This is a genomic window from Fischerella sp. PCC 9605 (assembly GCF_000517105.1).
Taxonomy (GTDB): domain Bacteria; phylum Cyanobacteriota; class Cyanobacteriia; order Cyanobacteriales; family Nostocaceae; genus PCC9605.
The window spans coordinates 239,436-261,915 of record NZ_KI912150.1 but is presented as its reverse complement, the minus strand read 5'-3'; the positions used below and the strand labels follow the sequence as shown (position 1 = coordinate 261,915).

Annotated in this window: 15 protein-coding genes; 5 read left to right on the top strand and 10 right to left on the bottom strand. The window is 43.9% G+C overall.

The window, feature by feature from the left end:
* Window positions 1-38: 38 nt before the first annotated feature.
* The gene (locus FIS9605_RS0124485) at window positions 39-1,340 is read left to right on the top strand and encodes an acyltransferase family protein (protein ID WP_026734951.1); all 1,302 of its coding nucleotides are present in this window, start codon (window positions 39-41) and stop codon (window positions 1,338-1,340) included.
* A gap of 83 nt (window positions 1,341-1,423) precedes the next feature.
* On the opposite strand, the gene FIS9605_RS0124480 is transcribed toward FIS9605_RS0124485, so the two are convergent.
* Window positions 1,424-2,764, bottom strand: a complete 1,341-nt coding sequence (locus FIS9605_RS0124480) for a Mur ligase family protein (protein ID WP_026734950.1) — start codon at window positions 2,762-2,764, stop codon at window positions 1,424-1,426.
* A gap of 318 nt (window positions 2,765-3,082) precedes the next feature.
* On the opposite strand from FIS9605_RS0124480, the gene FIS9605_RS0124475 reads away from it, so the two are divergent.
* Window positions 3,083-3,667 carry a thylakoid membrane photosystem I accumulation factor gene (locus FIS9605_RS0124475; protein WP_026734949.1) on the top strand — a complete coding sequence of 195 codons (585 nt, stop codon included), beginning with the start codon at window positions 3,083-3,085 and terminating at the stop codon, window positions 3,665-3,667.
* A 187-nt stretch (window positions 3,668-3,854) separates the two neighbouring features.
* Window positions 3,855-4,463, top strand: coding sequence for a hypothetical protein (locus FIS9605_RS0124470; protein ID WP_026734948.1), 609 nt, complete (start codon window positions 3,855-3,857; stop codon window positions 4,461-4,463).
* Here the strand turns inward: FIS9605_RS0124470 and FIS9605_RS38010 are convergent.
* Complete coding sequence (locus FIS9605_RS38010; protein ID WP_051470127.1) at window positions 4,435-4,917, bottom strand: chemotaxis protein CheW; 483 nt, start codon at window positions 4,915-4,917, stop codon at window positions 4,435-4,437. The two genes, FIS9605_RS0124470 and FIS9605_RS38010, sit on opposite strands and share 29 nt — an antisense overlap.
* Window positions 4,918-4,926: 9 nt before the next feature.
* Complete coding sequence (locus FIS9605_RS0124460) at window positions 4,927-7,986, bottom strand: hybrid sensor histidine kinase/response regulator (RefSeq protein ID WP_026734947.1); 3,060 nt, start codon at window positions 7,984-7,986, stop codon at window positions 4,927-4,929.
* On the opposite strand from FIS9605_RS0124460, the gene FIS9605_RS44325 reads away from it, so the two are divergent.
* Window positions 7,985-8,158 (top strand): hypothetical protein, encoded by a 174-nt coding sequence (locus FIS9605_RS44325; RefSeq protein WP_197036138.1) that lies wholly within the window; start codon window positions 7,985-7,987, stop codon window positions 8,156-8,158. The genes FIS9605_RS0124460 and FIS9605_RS44325 overlap by 2 nt on opposite strands.
* A gap of 4 nt (window positions 8,159-8,162) precedes the next feature.
* On the opposite strand, the gene FIS9605_RS0124445 is transcribed toward FIS9605_RS44325, so the two are convergent.
* The 7 genes from FIS9605_RS0124445 to FIS9605_RS0124415 all read right to left on the bottom strand — a co-directional run bounded on the left by FIS9605_RS0124445 (window position 8,163) and on the right by FIS9605_RS0124415 (window position 19,034).
* Entirely contained in the window at window positions 8,163-12,059 is a 3,897-nt protein-coding gene (locus tag FIS9605_RS0124445; RefSeq protein ID WP_231510449.1) for a GAF domain-containing protein, read from the bottom strand.
* Window positions 12,060-12,614, bottom strand: a complete 555-nt coding sequence (locus tag FIS9605_RS0124440; RefSeq protein ID WP_026734945.1) for a chemotaxis protein CheW — start codon at window positions 12,612-12,614, stop codon at window positions 12,060-12,062.
* 140 nt (window positions 12,615-12,754) lie between these two features.
* Window positions 12,755-13,120 (bottom strand): response regulator transcription factor, encoded by a 366-nt coding sequence (locus tag FIS9605_RS0124435; protein WP_026734944.1) that lies wholly within the window; start codon window positions 13,118-13,120, stop codon window positions 12,755-12,757.
* Between the two features lie 80 nt (window positions 13,121-13,200).
* Window positions 13,201-14,373 carry a response regulator gene (locus FIS9605_RS0124430; protein WP_197036128.1) on the bottom strand — a complete coding sequence of 391 codons (1,173 nt, stop codon included), beginning with the start codon at window positions 14,371-14,373 and terminating at the stop codon, window positions 13,201-13,203.
* A 1,332-nt stretch (window positions 14,374-15,705) separates the two neighbouring features.
* A complete protein-coding gene (locus tag FIS9605_RS0124425) occupies window positions 15,706-16,839 on the bottom strand; it encodes a glycosyltransferase family 4 protein (protein ID WP_026734942.1) in 1,134 nt (377 codons plus the stop codon).
* A gap of 26 nt (window positions 16,840-16,865) precedes the next feature.
* The gene (locus tag FIS9605_RS0124420; RefSeq protein WP_026734941.1) at window positions 16,866-17,732 is read right to left on the bottom strand and encodes a glycosyltransferase family 2 protein; all 867 of its coding nucleotides are present in this window, start codon (window positions 17,730-17,732) and stop codon (window positions 16,866-16,868) included.
* 87 nt (window positions 17,733-17,819) lie between these two features.
* Window positions 17,820-19,034 carry a glycosyltransferase family 4 protein gene (locus tag FIS9605_RS0124415; protein ID WP_035140139.1) on the bottom strand — a complete coding sequence of 405 codons (1,215 nt, stop codon included), beginning with the start codon at window positions 19,032-19,034 and terminating at the stop codon, window positions 17,820-17,822.
* A gap of 1,044 nt (window positions 19,035-20,078) precedes the next feature.
* Between FIS9605_RS0124415 and FIS9605_RS0124410 the strand changes: the two genes are divergently transcribed.
* Entirely contained in the window at window positions 20,079-22,454 is a 2,376-nt protein-coding gene (locus FIS9605_RS0124410; RefSeq protein WP_026734939.1) for a hypothetical protein, read from the top strand.
* Window positions 22,455-22,480 lie beyond the last annotated feature (26 nt).

Genomic DNA, 22,480 nt, shown 5'->3' with positions numbered 1-22,480 from the left:
GAAGATTAGGTTATTGGTTCAAACACAAAATTCCATCTATGCGCCTAACTTCACTTGACGTTTTTCGCGGCATTACTATAGCTGGCATGATTCTCGTCAACATGGCCAGCATTGCCGAACCCAATGTCTATCCCCCGTTACTCCATGCCGAATGGAATGGTTGGACACCAACCGACTTAGTATTTCCCTTCTTTCTATTCATTGTCGGTGTGGCAATGAGTTTTTCTTTCTCTAAGTACACTGACAATAAATTAGAGAGGGAGATGGGGAGATGGGGAACTCGGGGCCCCCACGACCGACAGGGAGTGGGGATTAGGGGCAATGGGGAGATAGGGAGAAATGAACAAATCAAAATTTCTTCCACTCCTCCACTCCTCCACTCTCAGACGCGCCATGGCGCGTCTCTACATCTCTCCTACTCCTTCACTCCCCCACCTTACTGGCGTATCATCCGCCGCGCTGTCATTCTCTTTGCTTTAGGGTTACTTTTAAATGGCTTTTGGAATAAAGGTATTTGGACGTTTGATTTAAGTAGCATCCGGATGATGGGGGTGTTACAACGCATTAGCCTGACTTATTTGCTGGCAAGTCTGGCAGTTCTCAACCTACCGCGTAAAGGTCAATGGATACTAGCAGGGGTATTACTTGTTAGTTACTGGTTAGTAATGATGTACGTGCCAGTACCTGGTTATGGTGCGGGTGTGCTGACGCGGGATGGTAACTTAGGTGCTTACATAGACCGTTTGATCGTTCCCAAAGCACATCTGTACAAGGGCGACAATTATAATTTTATGGGCGATCCGGAAGGACTTTTTAGTACCATTCCTGCCATTGTTAGTGTTCTTGCTGGCTACTTTGCGGGAGAGTGGATACGCAATAAAAAAGATATAAATTCCGAAACCAGCATGGATTTAGTTTTGTTTGGTCTTAGCTGCTTGGTTATCGGTGGAATATGGGACTTAGCATTTCCCATTAACAAAAAACTGTGGACGAGTTCTTATGTTGTTTTCACCACTGGTTGGGCATTATTATTATTAGCCGCCTGTTACGAACTCATCGAAGTGCGACGGGTGCGGCGTTGGGGAAAACCATTTGAATTTATGGGGTTAAATGCGATCGCCATTTTTGTTGGTTCTGTGCTGCTGATTAAAATCTTAGTCAGAACCACAATCGGCACAGGAGAAAATGCTGTTAGTGCCTATGATTGGATATATCAAAATCTATTTGCATCTTGGGCAGGTAAATTCAATGGTTCGCTGTTTTTTGCTATTGTGAATGTTTTATTGTGGTTGGCGGTTGCCTATGGAATGTATCGGCAACGTTGGTTTCTCAAAGTTTAAAAATGGATAGTGGATAGTGGATAGTGGATAGTGGTATTTTTTTACTACTAACTACTAACTACTAACCACTAACTACTATCCAATTAACGAATTTTCTTACCAGTTAGTACTTCTCGCACATCTAACATGGCTGTATAGGTAGGTAAGATATGCAAGGTTTCATTATCTGGTGTATGTTCTAGGGCTGTATTAATCGCCTGTCGTAAATCTTCTTCGACAATTAAATTACAATTATTGTCAAGCTTGGGATCGCTGTAGAACAGACGTAAAGCCATATCATAAGCGCGATCGCCACTAACTACTAAAGTTCCTCCCCGTTGGACTAATTTCTCTGTATCTACATCCCAAATCCAAGATACGTCCTCTCCATCTTGAATTCGGTCATTCAATACTAGTAGTGTTGTTTGATTATGGCTTTGAGTAACGACTCGAATTGTTTCATTCGTACCTACAGGATTTTTTGATAATAAAATTCGTACCTGCTTACCGTTAATTTTCAATTCTTCTGCACGACCAAAAGCAGGTTGGAAATTAGGTATAGTATCGCGGACGGTAGCTTGATCAATTCCCAATTCGATGGCGGCGGTAGCGGCTGCTAAGGTGTTGTATTTGTTGTACAAGCCGATGAGGATTTGCGGCCATTCGCGGCTATTAAGAGTTGGTTTGCTTCTAGTGAAGCCGCAACTGGGACAAGTATATTCGCCCATATGAGATAAGTAAACGCCTTTGTAATCTAAAGCGTGTCCGCATTTGGGACAGTAAATAGAATCAACCGCATGGGGAATAGCTTCTAGATACTGTTCTGGTTCGTTCAAACCAAAGAATGAGACTCGCTGCTGAGATAGTTGCTGGCCGAGATGGCAAATTGTCGGGTCGTCAGCATTGGCAACGATAATAGTTTCAGGGGGTAGAGTAGCGATCGCACTTCCCCAGCGCTTACTAATCGTGTCTACTTCTCCGTATCTATCTAGTTGATCGCGGAACAGGTTTAAACACAGGATGAGTTTTGGTTGAATTGGTGCTAACACCTTTGGCAAGATATTTTCATCAACTTCTAAAATGGCGTAATCTACATCCAGCGTACCCACCAAGTTAGTGCTTTCCATTAAAGCTGTCATCAAGCCATTTTCGAGATTAGCACCTGTAGAGTTGTGGGCAACGCGGAAGCCTTTGCGTTCTAGTATTTCGCGTAAAAATAGTGATGTGGTAGTTTTGCCATTAGTACCAGCAACGAGAATCACCCCGTTTTGCACTTGCTGACTCAATAATTGCAACAGACGGGGTTCGATACGACGTGCAATCGAACCAGGTAAGACTGACGCCGCACCCAAACGCAGCGATCGCACCATAAAAGTTACGCTTTTGGCTGCTGAAACAGCCAAGCCAAGCCGCAGTCTATCTATAAATTGAATTTTATTTCCCACACCCGTACCTTAGTCTGCAATTTAATATGCGTGAGTTTAGCGAATCCTCAGTAAAAAAGCCAGTTATTTGTTGGTGGTTAGTTGTTGGTTGTTGGTTGTTGGTGGTTAGTAGTTGTAGAGACGTGCCATGGCACGTCTGTACATTGGTTAGTGGTTAGTGGTTATTCTCCCCATCTCCCCATCCCCCACTCTCCCACTCCCTCCACTTCCCCACTCTCCACATAGGCGTTATCTTAAAAATTGAGAACTACATCTCCACCCCGATCTGCTGAGTTCAGCACAAACTTACTCAGAAATACAAGTTCAAAGGTTTTTTTGATGAAAGGCAGGAAGTTGCAAATTTTACCTTATTTGTTCACGAACTGGCGACGTTTTTTGTCCGGATTATTGCTGCTTGCATGCCTTTTCGTCCTCGGTATGCCACCAGCATTTGCAAGTCTCAATGACGACAGATACGATGGAAATATCTTTGTGGTTTATGCTGGTAATGGTTCACTAGTTCCCCCCAGAATTCCACTAGCAACAGCGTTAAAAGAGCATAAACCAGCACTGTTGGTCTTTTATGTAGATGACAGCAGTGACTGTAAGCAATATGCGATCGTTGTCTCACGTGTACAAGCGTTTTATGGTATGGCAGCAGAGATAATTCCTATCAGTGTAGATTCCATGCCATCCAAACAAACCTATGACCCCACGGAACCAGGTTATTATTCCTCTGGGGGTGTTCCACAAGTCGTGGTGTTTAATCAGTCGGGGCAGGTAGTCTTGAATAAGAAAGGTCAAGTACCGTACGAAGAAATAGACGACAAATTTCGAGAAGTGTTTGACTTGCTACCACGTTCCGAATCAGTGGAATTAAAGCGTCGCTCTTTCAATGAGTTAAATAGTGAATTAACTGAATAAATTTTGGGGCAGACAAAATTTGTCTGTCCTATATTTTGGTGCAACTTGATACTACATATTAAAAATACGTAGGGAATAATATCTAAACAACAGTAATAAGTAAGGAGGTTAAACAACCAACAAACAACAAACAACAACCAACAAATAACCAATGACCAATAACCAATGACTAATAAAGTGTGTTCTGATGTCAAAGGTTTACACTACACAGGAGCTAATCAAAATCTTAGCGGCTGAACGTCAAGCTTGTCTAAAGGGCGATCGCCTTAAATTAGAGATAACTGTTTCTGGCAATCCTGTAATTGACCAGTTTATCAGAACCGATGGGCTACAAAAGTTTAGTGCCTATCAAGATTTTAAAGCTGCTATCCATGAATACCAAAGAGAATATTTAGTTTCTGGAATTGTCTGGCGTGAGGTGAGTGTTAAGGGTAAAACTATTAGTTATCCAGAAATAGATTCTCAATTAATTGCTTTATCAAGTGACTTAGATATATTAAAGTCTGCAAAAAATTCTATCCTGGAATTTTGGAATGAAGTCACTGCCCAGATGGATTTATATTTGAGTGTTAATAATGGCAAACAATATCAACAAATTATCAAAGCTGATGTTGATAGGATTGCTCAAATAACAGAATGGGCAAGTTTGTGTTGTTTTGAAAAATCTAATTTTTTGGAAATGATTTTGCAATTAGGATGGGGTCAACCACAAGAAGCTTGTTATAAAAGAGGTTTTCCAGCATCAGGTAGTGAGTTTATTCATGCTGTTAATCCTGGCAATCATCCGATTGGTTAAAACATTTGAGAACTTGTGGCATGTCCAGCAGAAAAATGGTTGTTGTGATTTCTTGCTGGGATATTGCAATAGCATGGCTGGCAATCTCAAGCACACCAGACTGACGGTAAGACTGCGGCAATTGCCGGATCGTTTCTAACGGCAACTCTATCAAATCGGGTGGTTCACATACTGGAATTCCACACAGTTCTCCTTGAGAATTGGGCGTAATCACTAAAAAAGGTTGATCTGGTAACTGACGTAAATCCTCTAAGCCTAAATGTTGATGTAAATCTAAAACCCGAATCATGTAGCGACTAACCTGGATCAGTCCCATTTTACTGAGTTTGCGATCCGTTTTAGGAGGGCAAGTCACAACTTTTAGTACAGCTTTGATCGGTAGCGCCAAGCGATAATCTGCAACTGTAAACGCAATGAATTTTTCCAATTTTGATTCGTCATGGATGGTTTTCATGTGGTTCCCTTACTGAGATACAAAGTCCCGTGTAGTTTTTTCAAGGAGATTTGCCACCATTGTTAGCAGCTTGTGTTCCATATAAGGCTTGGTCATATAAACAGTTGCTCCCAATTGCGAAGCAAGCAAGCGGTGCTTATTGCTACTTTGAGATGACAGAATTAGGATCGGAATGTCTGCCAAAGCAGGAATTCGTTGACGAGATCTGAGAAATTCAAATCCATTCATGCGAGGCATCTCGATATCACAGATTACTAGCTGAATACCGATTTGGTTCTGGAACAACTCAAGTCCTTTGTTACCATCTTCTGCTTGAAATACGCTGTAGCCAGCTTTTTGCAGAATGAGTGCTAAAGATTGGCGTGTGGTAATTGAGTCATCCACGATGAGAATCCTTGCGCCTGCTTTAGCGCCAAACTCTGAAGCAGGAAGTGCTGGTATAATACCATGAGACTGAGAAAGCAAGAGTTGCTGGGGTCTCTGTGGAAGCATTGAGGGCACTGACTCTGCCCAAATAACAGAAGATGTGTTTTCGTACTGCTGAGCGTACATTTTTTGGATCAACGTTGCCCCATCAATCACCAAGGCTAGCTGACCATCAGCCAGAATGCTGGCACCGTGAACGTAGCTGGGTGCTGCGATCGCTGCCCCCAAGGGACGAATCACCAATTCCTGCTCTCCAATGAGTTGATCGACTTCCAACCCAAAGAGTCCGTCTTGGCAGCGGATTAGCAGCAGGGGGAGTGAGGAAGATGTAGAGACGCGCCATGGCGCGTCTGAGACTGGAGGAGTGGGTGGATTGTAATCTAGAGTGTGCGTCAGCGAGTAAATTGGCAGCAGTTTCTCATCGCCCCCCTGACTCCAGCGCAAAAATTTGCTACCGTTGCGCTCTAGAATCTGACTAGACAAGGGAATCAGAATTTGTTCAACGGCATCGTCGAGCAAGGCATAGGTTTTGGAGCCAACCTGACAGACAAATAATTGAGCGATCGTCAAGCTCAAGGGGATCTGCAATGTGAATGTAGTACCCTGATGAAGCTGAGAATCAACTGTAACCGAACCCCGAAGGGATTTCAACTGGTTTCGCACTACGTCGAGTCCAATGCCACGGCCAGAGAGGTCATTAACTTGTGAGGCAGTCGAAAAGCCCGGCTCAAATAGTAAATCGCTTAGCTGAGTTTGATTTAGACTATTCGCCTGTTCGAGAGAAACTAGTTGTCCCTCTACTGCCCGTTGTCGAATCTGCTCGAAATCCAACCCATTCCCGTCATCCTGCACCTCGATCGCCAGATATCTGCCTTGGTGATAGGCAGATATTTTTATTTGACCCTTCTGTGCCTTCCCTCGCTGCTGCCGAACTACGGCAGGCTCAATTCCATGATCGAAGGCATTACGTACTAGGTGTAACAAAGGATCAAAAAGTTTTTCAGCCACGGCCTTATCCACTAGAACTTCATTCCCATGCAGTTCGAGGGAGATCGGCTTATTGTATAAGGTTTCTAGCTGTTGCAGAATGTGGGGAAAGCGACCGAAGATCTCGCCCAGAGGTAACATCCGGGCTTCAATTAAGGTACTCTGGGTAGCACTCAGCAATTGTTGCTGCTTTTCCACTGTTTGGTTAGACTGGTGGGCTAGCAGGTCAATTGCCTCAGCCGTTTCTGCTAGTTGCACCATGTGATCGAGAAGTGACTGAATCAAGTGAGCGTTGTTACCGTAATCCTTCGCCCAGAATCCAGAGGGATTGTGCCGCAAAGCCTTGGAGGCTTTACGCGCTGCTTTATTTGAGGATTTTGAAGAAGTCTGCGATCGCTCTTTTAAACTAGCCTGACGGTTAGACTGATCTTGCAGTTGAGTGAGGAGTTTTTGATGCTGCTTGATCTGGCCCAGAAGTGTTTTACTTGCAGCCTGTAGTTGTTCGGTTTGAAGCGATTGGCTGTTTTGGCTGGTGACTAATTCTCCAACTGAGTAGTTGAGGCGGTCTAGGTGCTTAACGCTAACTCGCACTGTGGGAGAGGGTGAAACCTGGTCTTTTTGAGATAGAGGGTTTAAAGGACTAACCGATTGCTGGGACTGGGGAGAATTGTAACTCGGGCTGAAGTCTTGCTCAACCCTCGCGCCTGAGTCAGATTGTGTAAATTCTCCCAGATGTTGATCGAGTATTGACTCAACTGGAGTTACCTGCTGAACCCAAATGCTTTCTAGCACCGGCATGTCTGACTCCTGGGCTGGTGACTCGTTCACCTCTGTCTGAGTGAGAAAAGTGTGTGCATCAGCGCTAGTAGTAAAATCTGCGAGTTGTTGTAATTCGCTAGAGGGTTCACCACCCTGGCTGCGATCGCCCGCCAGCACCGCTGTTTGTCCTGCTTGCAAGTCCCTAAAAGCAATCTGAGCAATCAACACTGCCTGGTCTGGATGGTTATCTAAAGCAGCAAGCACTGCCTGGGCGATCGCTCTAAATCCTGATAAATTCAAAGACTCAGCTAAACCTAGGAAAACTTCGGCTTGAGTTCGCAGCAGTGAGGCGATTTCTTCGTCGGACTGACCATTTTCTAAAGCCGTGGCGATTTGCTCTAACCGTTGAGTAACTCCAACTTCAAACAGGGATTGGGTCAGATCGAAGCCCAGTTCTGCTGAGGTGGGGAGGTGTGCTTCCCGACCAAAAAAATCTCCTAGTTTTTCTTGCAGTCGGGCAAAAATAGCGGCAGCTCGGTCTAGAATTTCAGCATGGTTTACTGAGCCACCAGTGAGTTCGGCGACCAGAGGTAGCCGCAGGCACTCAAACCCTTCAAAGAGTAAGGCTTCTACTTCCGGATCAATAGAAACATCGGGTTGACAAAGAGCTTTAAAAATATCTTCCAGCGAGTGAGCCACCGTGGCAACGGTTTCTAACTCCACGCTTGTTGCTGCCCCTTTTAAGGTGTGGGTGGCTCTCATTAAGTTATTGACTTGATTGATCCCCCAGTTTTCCTTGAGGCTCAACAAGCCTTGTTCTATAGCTTGCAGAAGTTCCGGTGCTTCCTGGAGAAAGTATTGATAGGTTTGCTCGCGGATCGTCGGGTCGAGGGTCATGGTTGAGGGCTTATATTTGGGAGGTGGGGAGGTGGGGAGGTGGGGATTGGGGATTGGGGATTGGGGATTGGGGATTGGGGATTGGGGATTGGGGATTGGGGATTGGAAACAACCAACAACCAACAACCAACAACCAACAACCAACAACCAACAACCAACAACCAACCACTAACTACTTAATTGACCTTGAACTGTTCGCTCTTGGACTGGAGGTCGTGAGCCATTGCCAGAAGATCTTTGAAAGATGCAGAAATCGTGACAGAATCCTTTGAGGTTTTGTTGGCAATGGCTGCCACCTTCGTCATGGTTTGGCTTAACGATTGGCACTGCTGGGTCTGTCCCTGGGTTGCGTGGGTAATACCTGTTACAAGTTCGCTAATTTGAGCCGTAGCATTGACGATCGCGTTGAGATTCTGACGAGCCTCATTCACCACAGCGGTTCCGGAAGCAACCTGTTGGATACCCATCTCCATCGCCATCGAAACTTCCGCTGTATTCACCTGGATTTCCTGGACAAGTTCCTCAATCTCAGTGGCTGCATTCGCAGACTGACGAGCGAGCGATCGCACCTCATCAGCAACGACACCAAAACCACGCCCAAACTCCCCAGCCCGTGTGGCTTCGATCGCTGCGTTCAAAGCGAGTAGTTGGGTTTGGGTCGTAAAGTTGCTAATCAAGCTGACGACTCTGGAAATCTTCTGGGAAGATTCAGACAGACGCAGAAGCCGTTGGTTGGTTTCCACCACAGTTTCTCGGATGTCTTCCATCTCATCCACGGTGCGATCGATCGCCGCATCCCCCGCCATCACTGTCTGGTTTGCCTGCTGAACTGCGGCTTCGACTTGCTGAGCATTGATCTTCACCGCTTCGGTTGAGTCAACCATCATCTCAATTCGTTCGAGGGCTTGGTCGAGAGCGTGGAATTGCTCTTGAGCCTGGGCTGCAAGCCTAGCGATGGCAGAGCCATTCGCTTGGGAGATTTGAGTCACTTGATTGGCAGCGGTTTGCATCTGGATGACGATTTGCCGTAAGCTGCCTAGGGTGTTGTTATAGGCATCGGCGACAGTACCCACTTCTGTATCTGTGACTGGAGCGCGGACGGTGAGATTGCCTGTCAATGCAGGTCGTACTACTGTCAGTAATTGGATCACTTCCTGCTGAAGCCGCTCTTTGGCAGTTTTTTCTCGGTGGGCAGCTTCTGCCAATTGCTGTGATTGTTGTTGGAGTTGCTTGATGTACTCTCCCTGTTGGATGGCAATGTTGAGTTGAGCGGCAATTTGTTTGACAAATTCAATATCTGCTTCTTGCCACTGCCGAGGCCCGCTACACTGGTGGATACAGAACAATCCCCACAGTTCCTCCCCTTTGAGTAGGGGCACTACTAAATTGGCTTGCACCTGAAACTGCGAAAGAATATCGATGTAACAATTCGCCAACCCTGCCTGGTAAATATCCTTGATCGCACAGAAGCGCCCCTTTCTGTACTGTTCAGCCATATCTTTGCTGAAGCAATGATCTGTGACTTTGACTGCTAAGGCTGAAACATAACCCGGTCTGACATCCTCAGCAATAGTTTCTCCATCACGATAGCCAGAGTCGGTGTCAAATTTAAAGAGTGCGACGCGATCGACCTCCATGAAATTGCGAATTTCTCTGGCAGTGGTCTTAAAGGTCTTCTGCAAATCAAGAGACTGGCGAATTCGCTCAACCGTCTTTGTAATTAAACGTTCCCGTTCTGCTGTTTTCGCCAGTTGCTCTGATGTAGTTCGCAGTTGCGTGATGTAGTCTATTTGTCGCATTGCTACATCCATTTGCACGCAGATCTGTTTCAGCGCTCTAACTTCAACGTCTGCCCATGAACGAACTTCACCGCTTTGGTAGGCACTGAGTAAACCCCAGAGCTTGTCATCCTTGAAAATTGGCGTAATTATATAAGCTTTGACCTCAATTCCCTCTAGGCTTTCAATTTCATCGGGGGTGTGACCAGATGTGTAGATATTATTAACTACTAAGCTTTCACGCTGGCGATACAGATCCTCGGTATTTGGGAAGATTGCTTTCATATACCATTGCTGCCAAGCATCCAAGCCTTTGATTGCTGACTCAGCCACGAGATCGTTACTCCCATCAGCATTGCAGCGACAAATTGCCACGCGATCGCACTTCAGCAATAGCCGAACCGCTTGGCTGGTAGTGCGAAAAATGGTGTCTAAGTCCTGAGATTGGAGGATCTTAGGAACGATCTGGGCAACTGCATGGTCTACTTGAGCAGCTTTAGCCATCTCAGTGGCTTGTGTTTCTAGGCGCGAGACGTACTCTCTCTCTTGCAGAGTTCTCCCCAGGTGCAGAGCAATGCCAGTCAGCAAGTTGACATCAATCTCCAGCCAATGCTTGGGGCCGCTGTGTTGAAATGCACTCAATAAACCCCAAAGCTGATTTCCTTGTTTAATCGCAACAACTAGGCAAGATTTAACGCCAAAGTACTCCAAGGTTGCTAAATGACAATCAGTCAGACCAGCCATGTAGACGTTATTGATGACGTAGGGTTCGTCGTTGCGAAACCTGCCGCCCCGGTGCTCTTTTATATAAGTGTCTTCCCAGGCGCTGCCAACCAGTTTCGGCCATCCTCCAGACTCAGACTCAAAGATAAAGTCACCGAAATAGTCTGGGCGAAACTTGTAAATGGCTACTCGCTCTACGTCGAGGAGTTGTCGGGTTTCTTGCACGGCAGTTTCGCAAGCTCTCTCAATGTATGAGGCAGTGTTAATCTTTTGGATGATTGTAGGGAGCGACTGCTTGTGCTTTACAGCTTTGGCCTTTTCTTCTAATAACTGTGCCTGTTGTAAAGCTACCCCAAGCTGATTGCTAAACTGAGTCAGGAGCTTGATTTCATCTTCTACCCAATGGCGCGGGTTGCTGTGCTGATATACACACAGTAAACCCCAAAGTTCCTGCCCGACAAAAATGGGAGCGATCGCACAAGCTTTGATCTCGAAGTTCTCCAAAAGTTCTACATGGCAATCGCTTAAACCAGCCTTGTAAATATTATCTACAAAATAGGGTTCATGATTGCGGAACCGAGCGCCCTGATGTTCTTTAATACAATTATCTTCCCAAGTACTACCGACCATTGGGGATAAATCCCCAGCCTTAGACTCAAAGACAAAATCGCCCCAATAGTTTGAGCGAAACTTGCAAATAGCAACTCGCTCTACGTTCAGCAGTTTCTGAATCTCTCGGGTTGTGCTCTGGAAAATAGTCTCAAGATCCGATGTTTGGCGGATCTTATCGCTCACACGGGCTAACGCTTGCTGTTCGTTGCGAAAAAGCAATGACTGCAAGCTGAGCCTCAGTTCAGTTACAACCTGATGGAGTAGGGCGATTTCATTTTCTTGCCATTGTCGGGGACGAGAACATTGCTGTACAACCAACAAGCCAAACAATTTATCTCTGAGGAAAATCGGCAAGCTTAAGCTAGCTTGCACCTGAAACCGCTCCAGTATTTGGCATTGGTAATAACTCAAGCCTGCATTGGCAGCATTATCAAAGCCTACACATGGCTGTTGTTGATAGTCCTCTAGCTTTGCGGCTCCGAAGGCGATCGCGCTTAGGGATTCTTTCAGGCTAGGCGTGTAGCCGCTTACCAGCGACTCAGCCAGCACAACGCCCTGATTTTCACTTTGAACGCGGTAGATCAGCACTCGATCGGCTCGTAAATATTGCTGAACTTCAGCGACTGTGGTTGCCAACAGAGCATCAATAGTTTGTGCCTGGTGCATTTGCTTGGCAATGGCAAATAACCAATCCAGACTGGCATAATAATCACTCTCAACAACTATTTCAGTACTGTTGCCATTTTTAAATGATGAGTTGCCATCAAAAGCAGGGTTGGAGCTTGGTTCAGGTCGCCCTAGTTTCTGCATACTTGTATCTTTATTTCCGTCATCGTCTGGTTGAGAAAAACTGGGAAGATCTACCTCTGGAGTCGAACCTTCTAGCTGATCTGTAATCGTTTGGTCGTGTTGGCGATCGCCTGTGATGAGTTGCCTCATGAATCGCACAATCGGAGACATTTAAGGTTCTCCTTGCTGATGTTTTTTCCAGAGAGGGCAATGAATAATGTCTTGAAGGTCTAAGACAGCATCGCTGCACCCAGGTAGAGTCCCTCGAATCAGTGGCAGGAGATCGGGCGGAAATAAACCAACAGGCACGCTTTGGAGTTGCTGTAAATCGTGTAACTCAATGTCGTTGACTTGCTGAACTCCGAGTCCTAGCGACTGGTTATGAATTTGAACTACTATGACTGCGATCGAGGTTGATGTTGGCTCCAATTGAAATAGGGACGGATAACCAACAAAGCTGTTGAAATCTACGAGCCAAAGCATTTCTCCCCGCCAGTTGCAAATTCCCAGAACGCAATTAGGCATTTCCGGAACTGGCAGAATTTCTGTCACATCTATTTTGAGAATTTCGGCGATTTGCTCTAGAGGCAAGAGCATACTGTCCTGTACACCTACAGGAAAGCGAAGCAGGCGCGCTCTAGTTTCTGGCGGGAGTGGGTCTAATATCAGCGTGTCAAGGCTGCTAGTTGCTATTAGCTGTGAATTGCGTGATTGGATCATAGACATAAGCGCCCCACGAGGGGGAAGTCAAAAGTCAAAAGTCAAAAGTATTAAACCTCCCTCGCAATAAATGAAAGAAGCACATTTTTCGGGAGTTCTAAAACCATTGCTGTATCAGGATTCTAAAATGTGCATCTTAGGAGTTCCTATACAGCCGTTAATCGCAAGACCGTGTTTGTCAATTCTTTCTGGTCTACTGGTTTGGGGAGATAAGCATCAGCACCTAGCATAGACCCCCACAATTTGTCAACATCAGTCCCCTTTGTGGAACAAATCACGACCGGGATTTGCGAAGTACTGGCATGGGTCTTGAGTTCACGGCAGAGTTCAAAGCCGCTTTGCCCCGGTAGGATCACATCGAGAATCACCAGATCCGGTTTCTGCTGGCTGAGTTTCATCCGAGCCTCTTCACAATTAGTGGCGCTAACCACCGACAGACCCGCTTGTCTGAGGTAGTAGGTTAGCACCTCAGTTTCTGTCAAACTATCTTCAACTAAAAGGATCGTGGTCATAGCCATGTTCTTGTGATAAAACGTTCTGCAAATCCATACTCCTCGGCTTCAAACCAATCAGCTGGAATTTTCTACCCCTGTTAAGCGGATAGGGGCGAAACTGGTAGATATTGCCGCAAAACAGATAGTACTTTTTGCTGTTCAATCGGCTTTGCTAAAAAGCCTGAAGAACCGACAATCTTTGCCCGTACGCGATCGACAATGCCGTCATTACTAGTAATAATAATCACTGGGGTGTTTTTGAACGCCGAAATCCGGCGAATCTGGGCACACACTTCATACCCGTTTGCCACTGGCATGAGCAAATCCAAAAATATCAGGTCAGGTTTGTACTCTAGCAGCATCGGCAGTGCTTGTATAGAGTCCCGAATATTGATAAACCGATAGCCAGCCGGAGCGAGAATACGCCCCATCGTCTCGCTATCGAATCTACTATCTTCAATGTAGGCAATTAGGGAACCAGTAACAGGCTTGACGTAAAAGCTAATGTCTCCAACGTGAGTCAGTCCCATCATCCCTTGGTTGACATAAGGCATAATCGATTGCGTCAAGGGCACTAGGGGTTGTCTCAATTTGACTGCTAAATCCCTCAAAGTCCAACTGCCGTTTGCCATAGCGGTGAGATTTTGGTAAGCAAGCTGTGAAGTCTGCTGTCGCAGCCCTTCGTTATCCCAAATCACGGGAGCCAGATTAGGGGAAAAGCCAGCTAAACCAGCTTGTTGCCAGACTACCCAAGCTTTCTCTGCTTGTTGCCAAGCCTGATCGATCTGGAGCGAAACCAACGTCGAGTCAATCAGGTCTTGAGGAAACTTACTGTAAGTCAGTTGCAGTTCTGAATGCTGGCGGGGTAGGTGTACTGACTGGATAATATCGAACAGCAATTCTAAAATGTTTCCTCCCACGATCGCTGCCAGCTTTGCTTGCTGTATTTTTCCCTGTTTGACCTGATTTAACAGAGAACCGTAATCCCAATTCGGAGGACGCTCTGTTTTCTGCTGAAAAGAGTCAGCCGCCAATTGTGGAGAGTGTTGATACAACTGTCGATTCCAACGACGGAGCGGATGCAACTCGCCAGCACCCCAAGTTAAGCAACCCTGTCGAAAAAATAAACTCCACATCGCTCCTCGGTTGCCTGGAACACTTAAATCCAGACGACCTGAAATTTTATCTCTACTACAAATCTGAATATGCTTTGCTAGTTCATAGCTATTTTCTACTTTGTAAGTCGCGATTGGAAGATCTATCGATCTCACAGATGAAGGAGTCAACATTGGTGAAAATTTGGGGTTGTAATTAAGCTTATTTCTTGGCTGAAACACCGAGTATTTTATGGGTATAGAAAATAAAACATAGGGTATTGATTTTTTCCCATGCTCTATGCTCAATGCCCCAAGTTGACAAATAGGGATTTTTATCAGCCCTGGCAGAAAATAGGTTTTCTTACCGACTTTACTGTGATTTTAAATAAGTTGGCACCCTTAATTTCGATCATTTGGCACCCCTGTAATTTTGAATTTTAAACTAAAGTCAGTTGTTGAATACAAGCGGAAAATATACAAGAACAATATCTTATAACCAAAGCTACAAAATATCAAAATTATCAAGCAATTATCAAGTCAGTAATCAAGATATCTTGTACCATTCTCAATCAGAGTTAGAGGCTCTAATTTTCGTTACTAGGTTAACCTAGTAAAGAGGATTTGAATAATATATCTTTGGGGGGTTGCAACTGATGTCAAGATGTAAATAAAAGTCATAAATTATTAATTATCAGGCAATTATCAAGTTAATTAAAATTGGGCGATCGCGTACAAATTTTGCTGTAGTTGTGCTAAGTACAACCGTGAATCCAGAATAATTAACCGGATGTTTCAAATATTTTGGTATAATAAATTACGCTATCAAAAAGTTTCTTGAAGATTACATAAACGTAAAATATCTTGTATTCTATACGGGCGGGCAGGATGCCCACCCCACAAGAGCTTTAATAATATTGTGGGGTGGGCTTCTAGCCCGCACTGTTTTTAGTTTATTTATGCCTTTCTACTTATAACCCCAAAAGACACATAGACGCGCAAGCGGTGAGACAGCGCGGTCTTGGGGGTTTCCCCCATGTAGACGCGCGCAGCGCGGCTTCCCGAAGGGTACGACTGCGTAGACGCGCGCAGCGCGGCTTCTCGCAGAGTACCCGTAGACGCGCAGCGGCTTCTCGTAGAGTAGGGCTTCCCGGAGGGTAGAACACAAAGAATTAAGAAGTTGGAGGGATTTAGATTTTTCTTTTTAGAATGAAACAGCCCTGATCCTGACCTTTTTAAGGGGGCAATATCTATTAATTTCCCCCCTTAAAAAGGGGCGCTAGGGCGTGTTTTCAAACTCCTAAATGTCATTCTGTAGACGCTTCTGCGGCTTCCCGCAGGGTGCGAAATGAAATGAAGCGAAGAATCTCGTAAAAATCAGGGTTATAGAGATGCTTCACTACGCTGTCGCTTCGTACCCTACGGGAAGGCTACGCCTACAGCATGACAAAACTGATACTTTGAAAACACACCCTAGGGGGGATCTGATCTTAACTGAACTGTATTGCTTTATAACTTTGTTAATAATTGAGCAATTTGCTGATTAATATTTGTCACGTCAAAACGCTGACTGGCGGTAATACGCGCATGATTAGCGATAGTTGCTGTATTCTCTGAATCGTGAAGACAATCATTAATCACTTGTGCGAGTTCTTGGGGTTTGCCTGGTGTGACTAAAAAGCCATTAATACCATGCTCTACTAATTCCACTGCACCGCCTGCTTTTGCTGCGACTACAGGTTTTCCACATAGCATCGCTTCTACAATCACCCTTCCAAAAGGTTCAGCAGCTGTGGAGGTATGCGCTATTAAGTCACAAGCTGACATTAATTGGGGAATATCTGAACGAAATCCTAAAAATTTGACTTGGTTTTCTAGTCCCAGTGTAGTAATTTGTTGATGCAAGTTTTGGACATATTCTTGTTCACCAAACAATGCATCACCGACTAAAATTACTGTCACTTGTTGAGGACATTGTACAAGTGCTTCAATTAATATATGTTGCCCTTTCCAAGGTGCAAGACGGCTAAAGTGTCCCACTACAAATTTCCCTTCTAGTCCCAGTTGTTGCCTGGTTTGATTAACAACCAACTCATCTATTTGATAATTTTGGGGATCAAAACCGTTGTAGACAACTTCGCTGATATCTGCACGTCCTCCCGCTTCTATAAATGCTGTTTTACTCGCTTGGGAGTTGGCAATTACTAATGAGGCACGATTTGCAGCAGTGACAGCAATGCGACGGTTGATTTTGCTGAAATGCTCAGGAGAAAGAATATCGTGTAAATGATAAACCAAAGGACGACGGCTCAAAAAACTTGCGATCGCTCCAACCACCAATGCTTTTTGAGTATTGGCATAAATTAGATCGTAGGCACGAGCTGTTTGCACTACTTTTGCAATCAACGGTACAAGCTGCCTAAGGCTTCCTAGCCCTTGTGCTAGAGAACTGTCTTTGCGAACTTGTATGTTTTGAGTTGTCAGAACTTGAACCGGGATGTGATTTTCTGCTAATAAGCTTTTGAAAGAACCATCAGCAAATAAACCAACTAAGCAGTTATTTTGATAAGGTTTGGCGATGTCTATTAGGCACAGTTCTGCACCTCCTGGTTTACCACTTTGGTCTAAAAATAGAATTTTCATCATTTAACTCTTTCACCTTTCCAGCATTAAAAGGGTAGATACCCATACTTGATACAACCCCGCAATTGACCTCCACGCCACGCCAAATCCATTAAACACTGAGTTAAGCTTACTTTGTTACGGACTTTTAGCAGCAAGAAGCGCAAAGGAAACATTACCGCTGTTCTGACAAAACTCTTCCATGACATCAGTTGAGGCATCCCCATAGATCGATGCTTTTTATACAACAAAGCTTCCTGACGACCCATATCCCAAGCACGACGGCATATACCAATTATGCTGTTGCGAAATCGATAGTGAACTAGTGCATCTTTGACTTCATGCGGTTTTATCCCTACCTGTTGAAGTCTCCAAGAGTAGTCAACATCGTCGAGTATAAAAATATTTTCATCGAAACCACCAATAGCTTCATGTAGTGAACGCTTGACCCCAAGGTTACAGCCACTTTGTAAGGGTAGATATGGGTGATTCATAAATATTCCATCACCTTCTTGGCAACCGTAAATTTTCACTAACCAAGGTTCATTTAGTTTCCAATGTTCATTTCGACCTCCAACGAGATCGTACTTAGAGAGTGCCTCACCCATCGCTGCTACCCAGCCAGGGGCAACTTCGTCATCTGCGTCACAAAATACCAAGGCTTCTCCTTTGGCAACACTTGCACCAACATTGCGGGCGTGTGCTGCTCCCGATTTTGAAGATGCATCAACAATTTGCAGTTTAGGTAAACGTTCTTGGTAATTTTGGGCGATCGCTACTGTTTGATCGCAAGATCCGTTGTCTGCAATAATAACTTCCCAAGGTTCAGACCATTCCTGCTTTGCTAGCGCTTCCAGTTGCAAAGAAATAGTATCTGCTGCATTTAAACATGGTATGATTACGCTTAATTTCATAAGTAATTACATCCCTGATAATCATTACTTATTTTGTGTCTGAGAAGTATGAAATCTCCCCTTCACCCCTTTTTTTACAGACTATTATTATGTTTGCGCTAATATGACTTTTCTGACCTCTTGGGCGATTTTATGCCAATCAAAATTAGCAGTAACATACTGGCGACAGGCTTCTCGTGAAGGCGTTGGCACTTTTCCTAGTAACACCTGTTCTAATTTTTCAGCAATAGCTGAGGCTTTAGTGGAAGAAGTAATTAACTCTGGTGAAAATGGTTCTATAATTTCTGGCATTCCACCTACAGGAGTACACAAGACGGGAGTACCACACGCAAGGGATTCTACTACTGCCAATCCAAACCCTTCAAAAGACTGACTGGGCATGACACTTATATCAGCGGCTTGGTAGGCTATGGGCAATTGCTCATCGGGTAAAAATCCTAAAAATTTAACGTGGTCGTTGAGTCCCAATTCGGTTGCTTGTTGTTGAAGTGCTGCTTGCAGATGACCTCTACCCGCGATCGCCAACCAAAAATCAGGAATTCTTGGTTTGATTGCTGCTAGGGCTTGCAACAATTTATCAATTCCAACTCGATGTACTAAGCGGCGGGTTGTAAATATAATTGCTCTATCTTGCGGCCAGCCGAGTTTGGCACGAGCCTCAGTAGGTAATAAGTCGGGTTGAAACCGATGAGTATCAACTCCACCAGGAATGATGTGAATTTTTTGCCAAGGAATTTGATACTGTTCGTGCAAGATGTGACCAAATGCTTTGCTAAGAACTATAAAGCGATCGCAGCGATTGTAAGTTCTTTTTTCTATTAGCCAATGCTTGAGAAAAACACTTAATTGGTCATGAACTGCCTCTTGCTTACTTTCAGATGCCCAAGGGCCGTGAAAATTAAAGGTAATTGGTACTCCTTGGGGCAGCAAATCCAATATCGGAAAGCTGTACAATGCAAAATGCAAATTAATTGCATCTGGTTTTCCTGTTCTGGTTTTTTGAAAGTTATTGCGAATTGACCACAGTCGTTTCCAGATTGGACTATCTGGTGAACCCAAGTTAGTCAACTTGATCTGTTTATTTGGTTCAGTTTCTGGTAAACCAACTCCACATAATTCAATCTGGTCTTGATTGGCTGCTAGTTTCTGAGTCAGTTCGTAGATATATCGTTCCAGCCCTCCAGGCGTCGTAGGAAACCAACCTACTCCTACACAGAGAATATGTGCGGTTAAACTATGGTTTTCTTTGTGACATTCCACCTGCTTTTCTCCTAATAATGAACTGATTATGTTTGTATTCATTTTTACTTATAATTCATTACCTTTTTGAAAATAGCAAAAGATGAGTACCTACAATACTTCTATTCCTTTATTGAACACACTAACAGAATTTTTTCATTCCGACCTCAGCAAGTTTTCAAGAAAAATCTTTTACCATTAAACATACAATTCACTAAGGTATAATACTGAAATAATTACAGTAATTTAATATACTTTAATCTTCCATATCTAAGATTCATCAACAGATTGGTAAACAGATCTAAAGATCTATTGATGTTATAAATCAAATCCTGCTTGCAAAAGTAGGGTATAAAGAGGAGTTGCTTTTGGTTACAGGTTTGACAGTTAAAATTTATCTAACCAAAAGATATTGAAGTCACTGGAAATAAACATTAAATATGAGGTTTGTTAGCTGTTGATCCTTTTGATCGCTAGCCATACTACGGGTGGGTTTAGTCATAATATTTGTCAGTCTAAAAAATGGGATACTTAGCTCGATCCGTCCCTAACAGCCTCTCCGAATAATTATTATTCATATTTACCTAATCAATATCAGACTTTGGGTATGATAGTTTACTCTTTTATAGAAGACTAGCTGAAGAGCATTACAACTCTAAATAATATTGATGAATTTTTACCTATGTTTAATTAAACAAATAATGTGTTTTTTATAAAGTTTTTGTAAAATCAAGTTTGCTATCTCTAATTTTGGCTATTTTTATGTATGAGCATGACAAATAATCAAAAAGTATGACTTTTTGCATAACATATAGTGCATAGTGCAATGCTAATTGTAGATATATTTATATGCTTAACAAGCAAATAATTTAAGAAATTATCAGAATTTACATCTGATGTGAATTATCAAAACCAATGTTATATCAAGGATTCTGGGCTTTGTAGAGACGCGAAATTTCGCGTCTCTACACCGAAAATACAAGGTTTCAGCCTCTAATTCACATTAAGCGTAATTTAGTAAATACTAAGTGATGAAAAATCTCAATATTTTTGAGAAAAAAGAAAATAAAAAATGAAATCCAATTGATAGTTTATCAGTAACTAGAGATGAATAATAGATTAATGCGTCAGATTGGCAACTTCTACCAAAAGCAACACAGAAAAATACAAATTTTCAATCAGCGTATCAAGAACTTATTCAGGACAGATAATTTTCAACATTATAAAATATTCAAGTTTTTACTCGGCCTGATTGCTGGAGTTACAACTGCAACAGTTATTGCAATCTACTTGACTGGAAGGGTTACACCTTCTACAAATACCTCTACAGCACCTACTGCCAACACCTACACAACACCTTCTATAAATACCTCTACAGCACCTTCTATAAATACCTATACAGCGCCTAATATAAACACTAACACAACACCTTCTATAAATACTGACACAGCGCCTGCTACAAGTATTAAAACAGCATCTACTACAAATGCCTACACTACATCTTGGTTAGGCAATACTTTTGGTGGTGGTGACAAGTGGGTGCAGATCCAGGTAAGTGGTATTTATGTTGCTCCTGACGGTACTGTCTACACTAATAGCCCATGGGATGAAGCCGCGCGAGAGGTAGGAATTTATAAGGATGGAGATGCGATCGGCAAGGCTGATGACTTGCATGGATGGGGAAGAGGGGGTGGATCTGCGATCGCTGTCGATCAAAAATATATGTACGTAGCGATGGGGCAATCTCCTGAGGGTAAAGCAGGAGAAGATTACCCCCCCAAAGGCACGAATTGGTATTGTGTCAGACGCTACAAGTTGTCTGGAAAGCCTGCACCATTTCCAGGTGGGCGTGGCTGGGATAAAAGCATGTTAATAGTCAGTACCAAAGATAAAGTAACTGGGTTGGCAGTTTCAGATGGACGGCTGTATGTAAGTGACAAAGCAGCTGGGCGAATTCGTGTCTACGATACCGCCACAATGAAGGAATTACGCAAATTTGCCGTTTCCAATCCGGGCAATATAGCTATTGACAAACAAAAGAATCTGTGGATTATCCAAAATACAAACGGTAAAACTCCAGCCAAGATTGTGTATTATTCACCAACAGGAAAGCAATTGCCTGGTGCGATCGCAGATATTGGTGAACCAACAGCGATCGCAGTCGATAATCAAGGCAGGCTGTTAGTAGCAGATAACGGGCCGCGTCAACAAGTGCTGATTTATGATATTAAGAGTAAACCAAAGCAAGTCGGTACATTCGGAACCAAAGGCGGGATTTATGCCGATAAACCGGGCGAAATCGGGGCTTTGAAATTTTACGGTTTGAGCGGAATAGGTACAGATGCGGCTGGAAATATCTACGTTAGCAATGATGGGTTTAACCGTTCAGGTGTAGACTTGCGGAAGTTTTCCCCATCGGGACAATTACAATGGCAGTTGCTGGGTTTGCAATTTGTAGATAACGCCGATGCCGATCCTAGTACTGATGGGGTAGACGTCTTCACAAAAGACGAACACTTTGTCATGGACTACAGCAAAGGTAGCGGTAAGGAATGGCAATATAAAGGATACACCTTAGATAAATTCCGCTACCCTAGTGATGGGCGACTGCACACTATGCCAACAGCTCCTTTCGTTCGTCGCATACAGGGAAAGCGTTTGATGTATATCTCCTCAGAAATGATGTCAGAACGCTTGTTAACCTATCGTTTTGATGGAGAGATAGCAGTTCCGTGCGGTATCTTTGGCAAGGGCAAAGAAAAATGGCTAGCTGATGAACCGACTAAAGGCAGTTGGATATGGGTAGATGTCAACGGTGATGGTTCTCCTCAAGCAAAAGAATATCAAGCTACAGGTGAAAAGGATGATACTGTTTGGGGTTGGGAAATTGATAGCAAAGGAGATGTTTGGCAAGCAGCAGAAGCTGGCTACATCAAACATTATCGCTTCCAAGGACTGAATGCTCATGGCTGTCCTCGGTACAGTCGCACAGCCGTGGAAAAAATACCCATGCCTAAACCTTTTAAAGTTTTAACAAGGATCAAGTATTTTCCCGAACAAGACGTCATGTATTTGAGCGGCTATACTAGCGATCGCCCCAATATTGATGGCGACTGGGGATTGGCTGGTACAGAAGTAGTGCGCTATGATAACTGGAGCAAAGGCAAAAATAGAAATCCCAGCTTAAGAATAGTACTACCTTATAACCCCAGTCTTAATCCTAAATTGCACATCAAAGCAATCGATATAGCAGGGAACAGGCTTTTTGCCGCTGATAGTAAGCATGCAAACGTGTTCATTTACGACACAACTACAGGAAAACTAGTACAACAGTTAAAACCAGGCCCCGAAGTTGCAGGCGAGACTGGTTGGGTTGATATACCTTATGGTGTCCGCGCTTTTCGCCGCTCAAATGGTGAGTACTTGGTGTTTGTAGAAGAAGTTCACAAAGCTAAGGTGATTATGTATCGCCTACCAGCATAGTCAAAAATCCACAAAAAGCCCCCCTT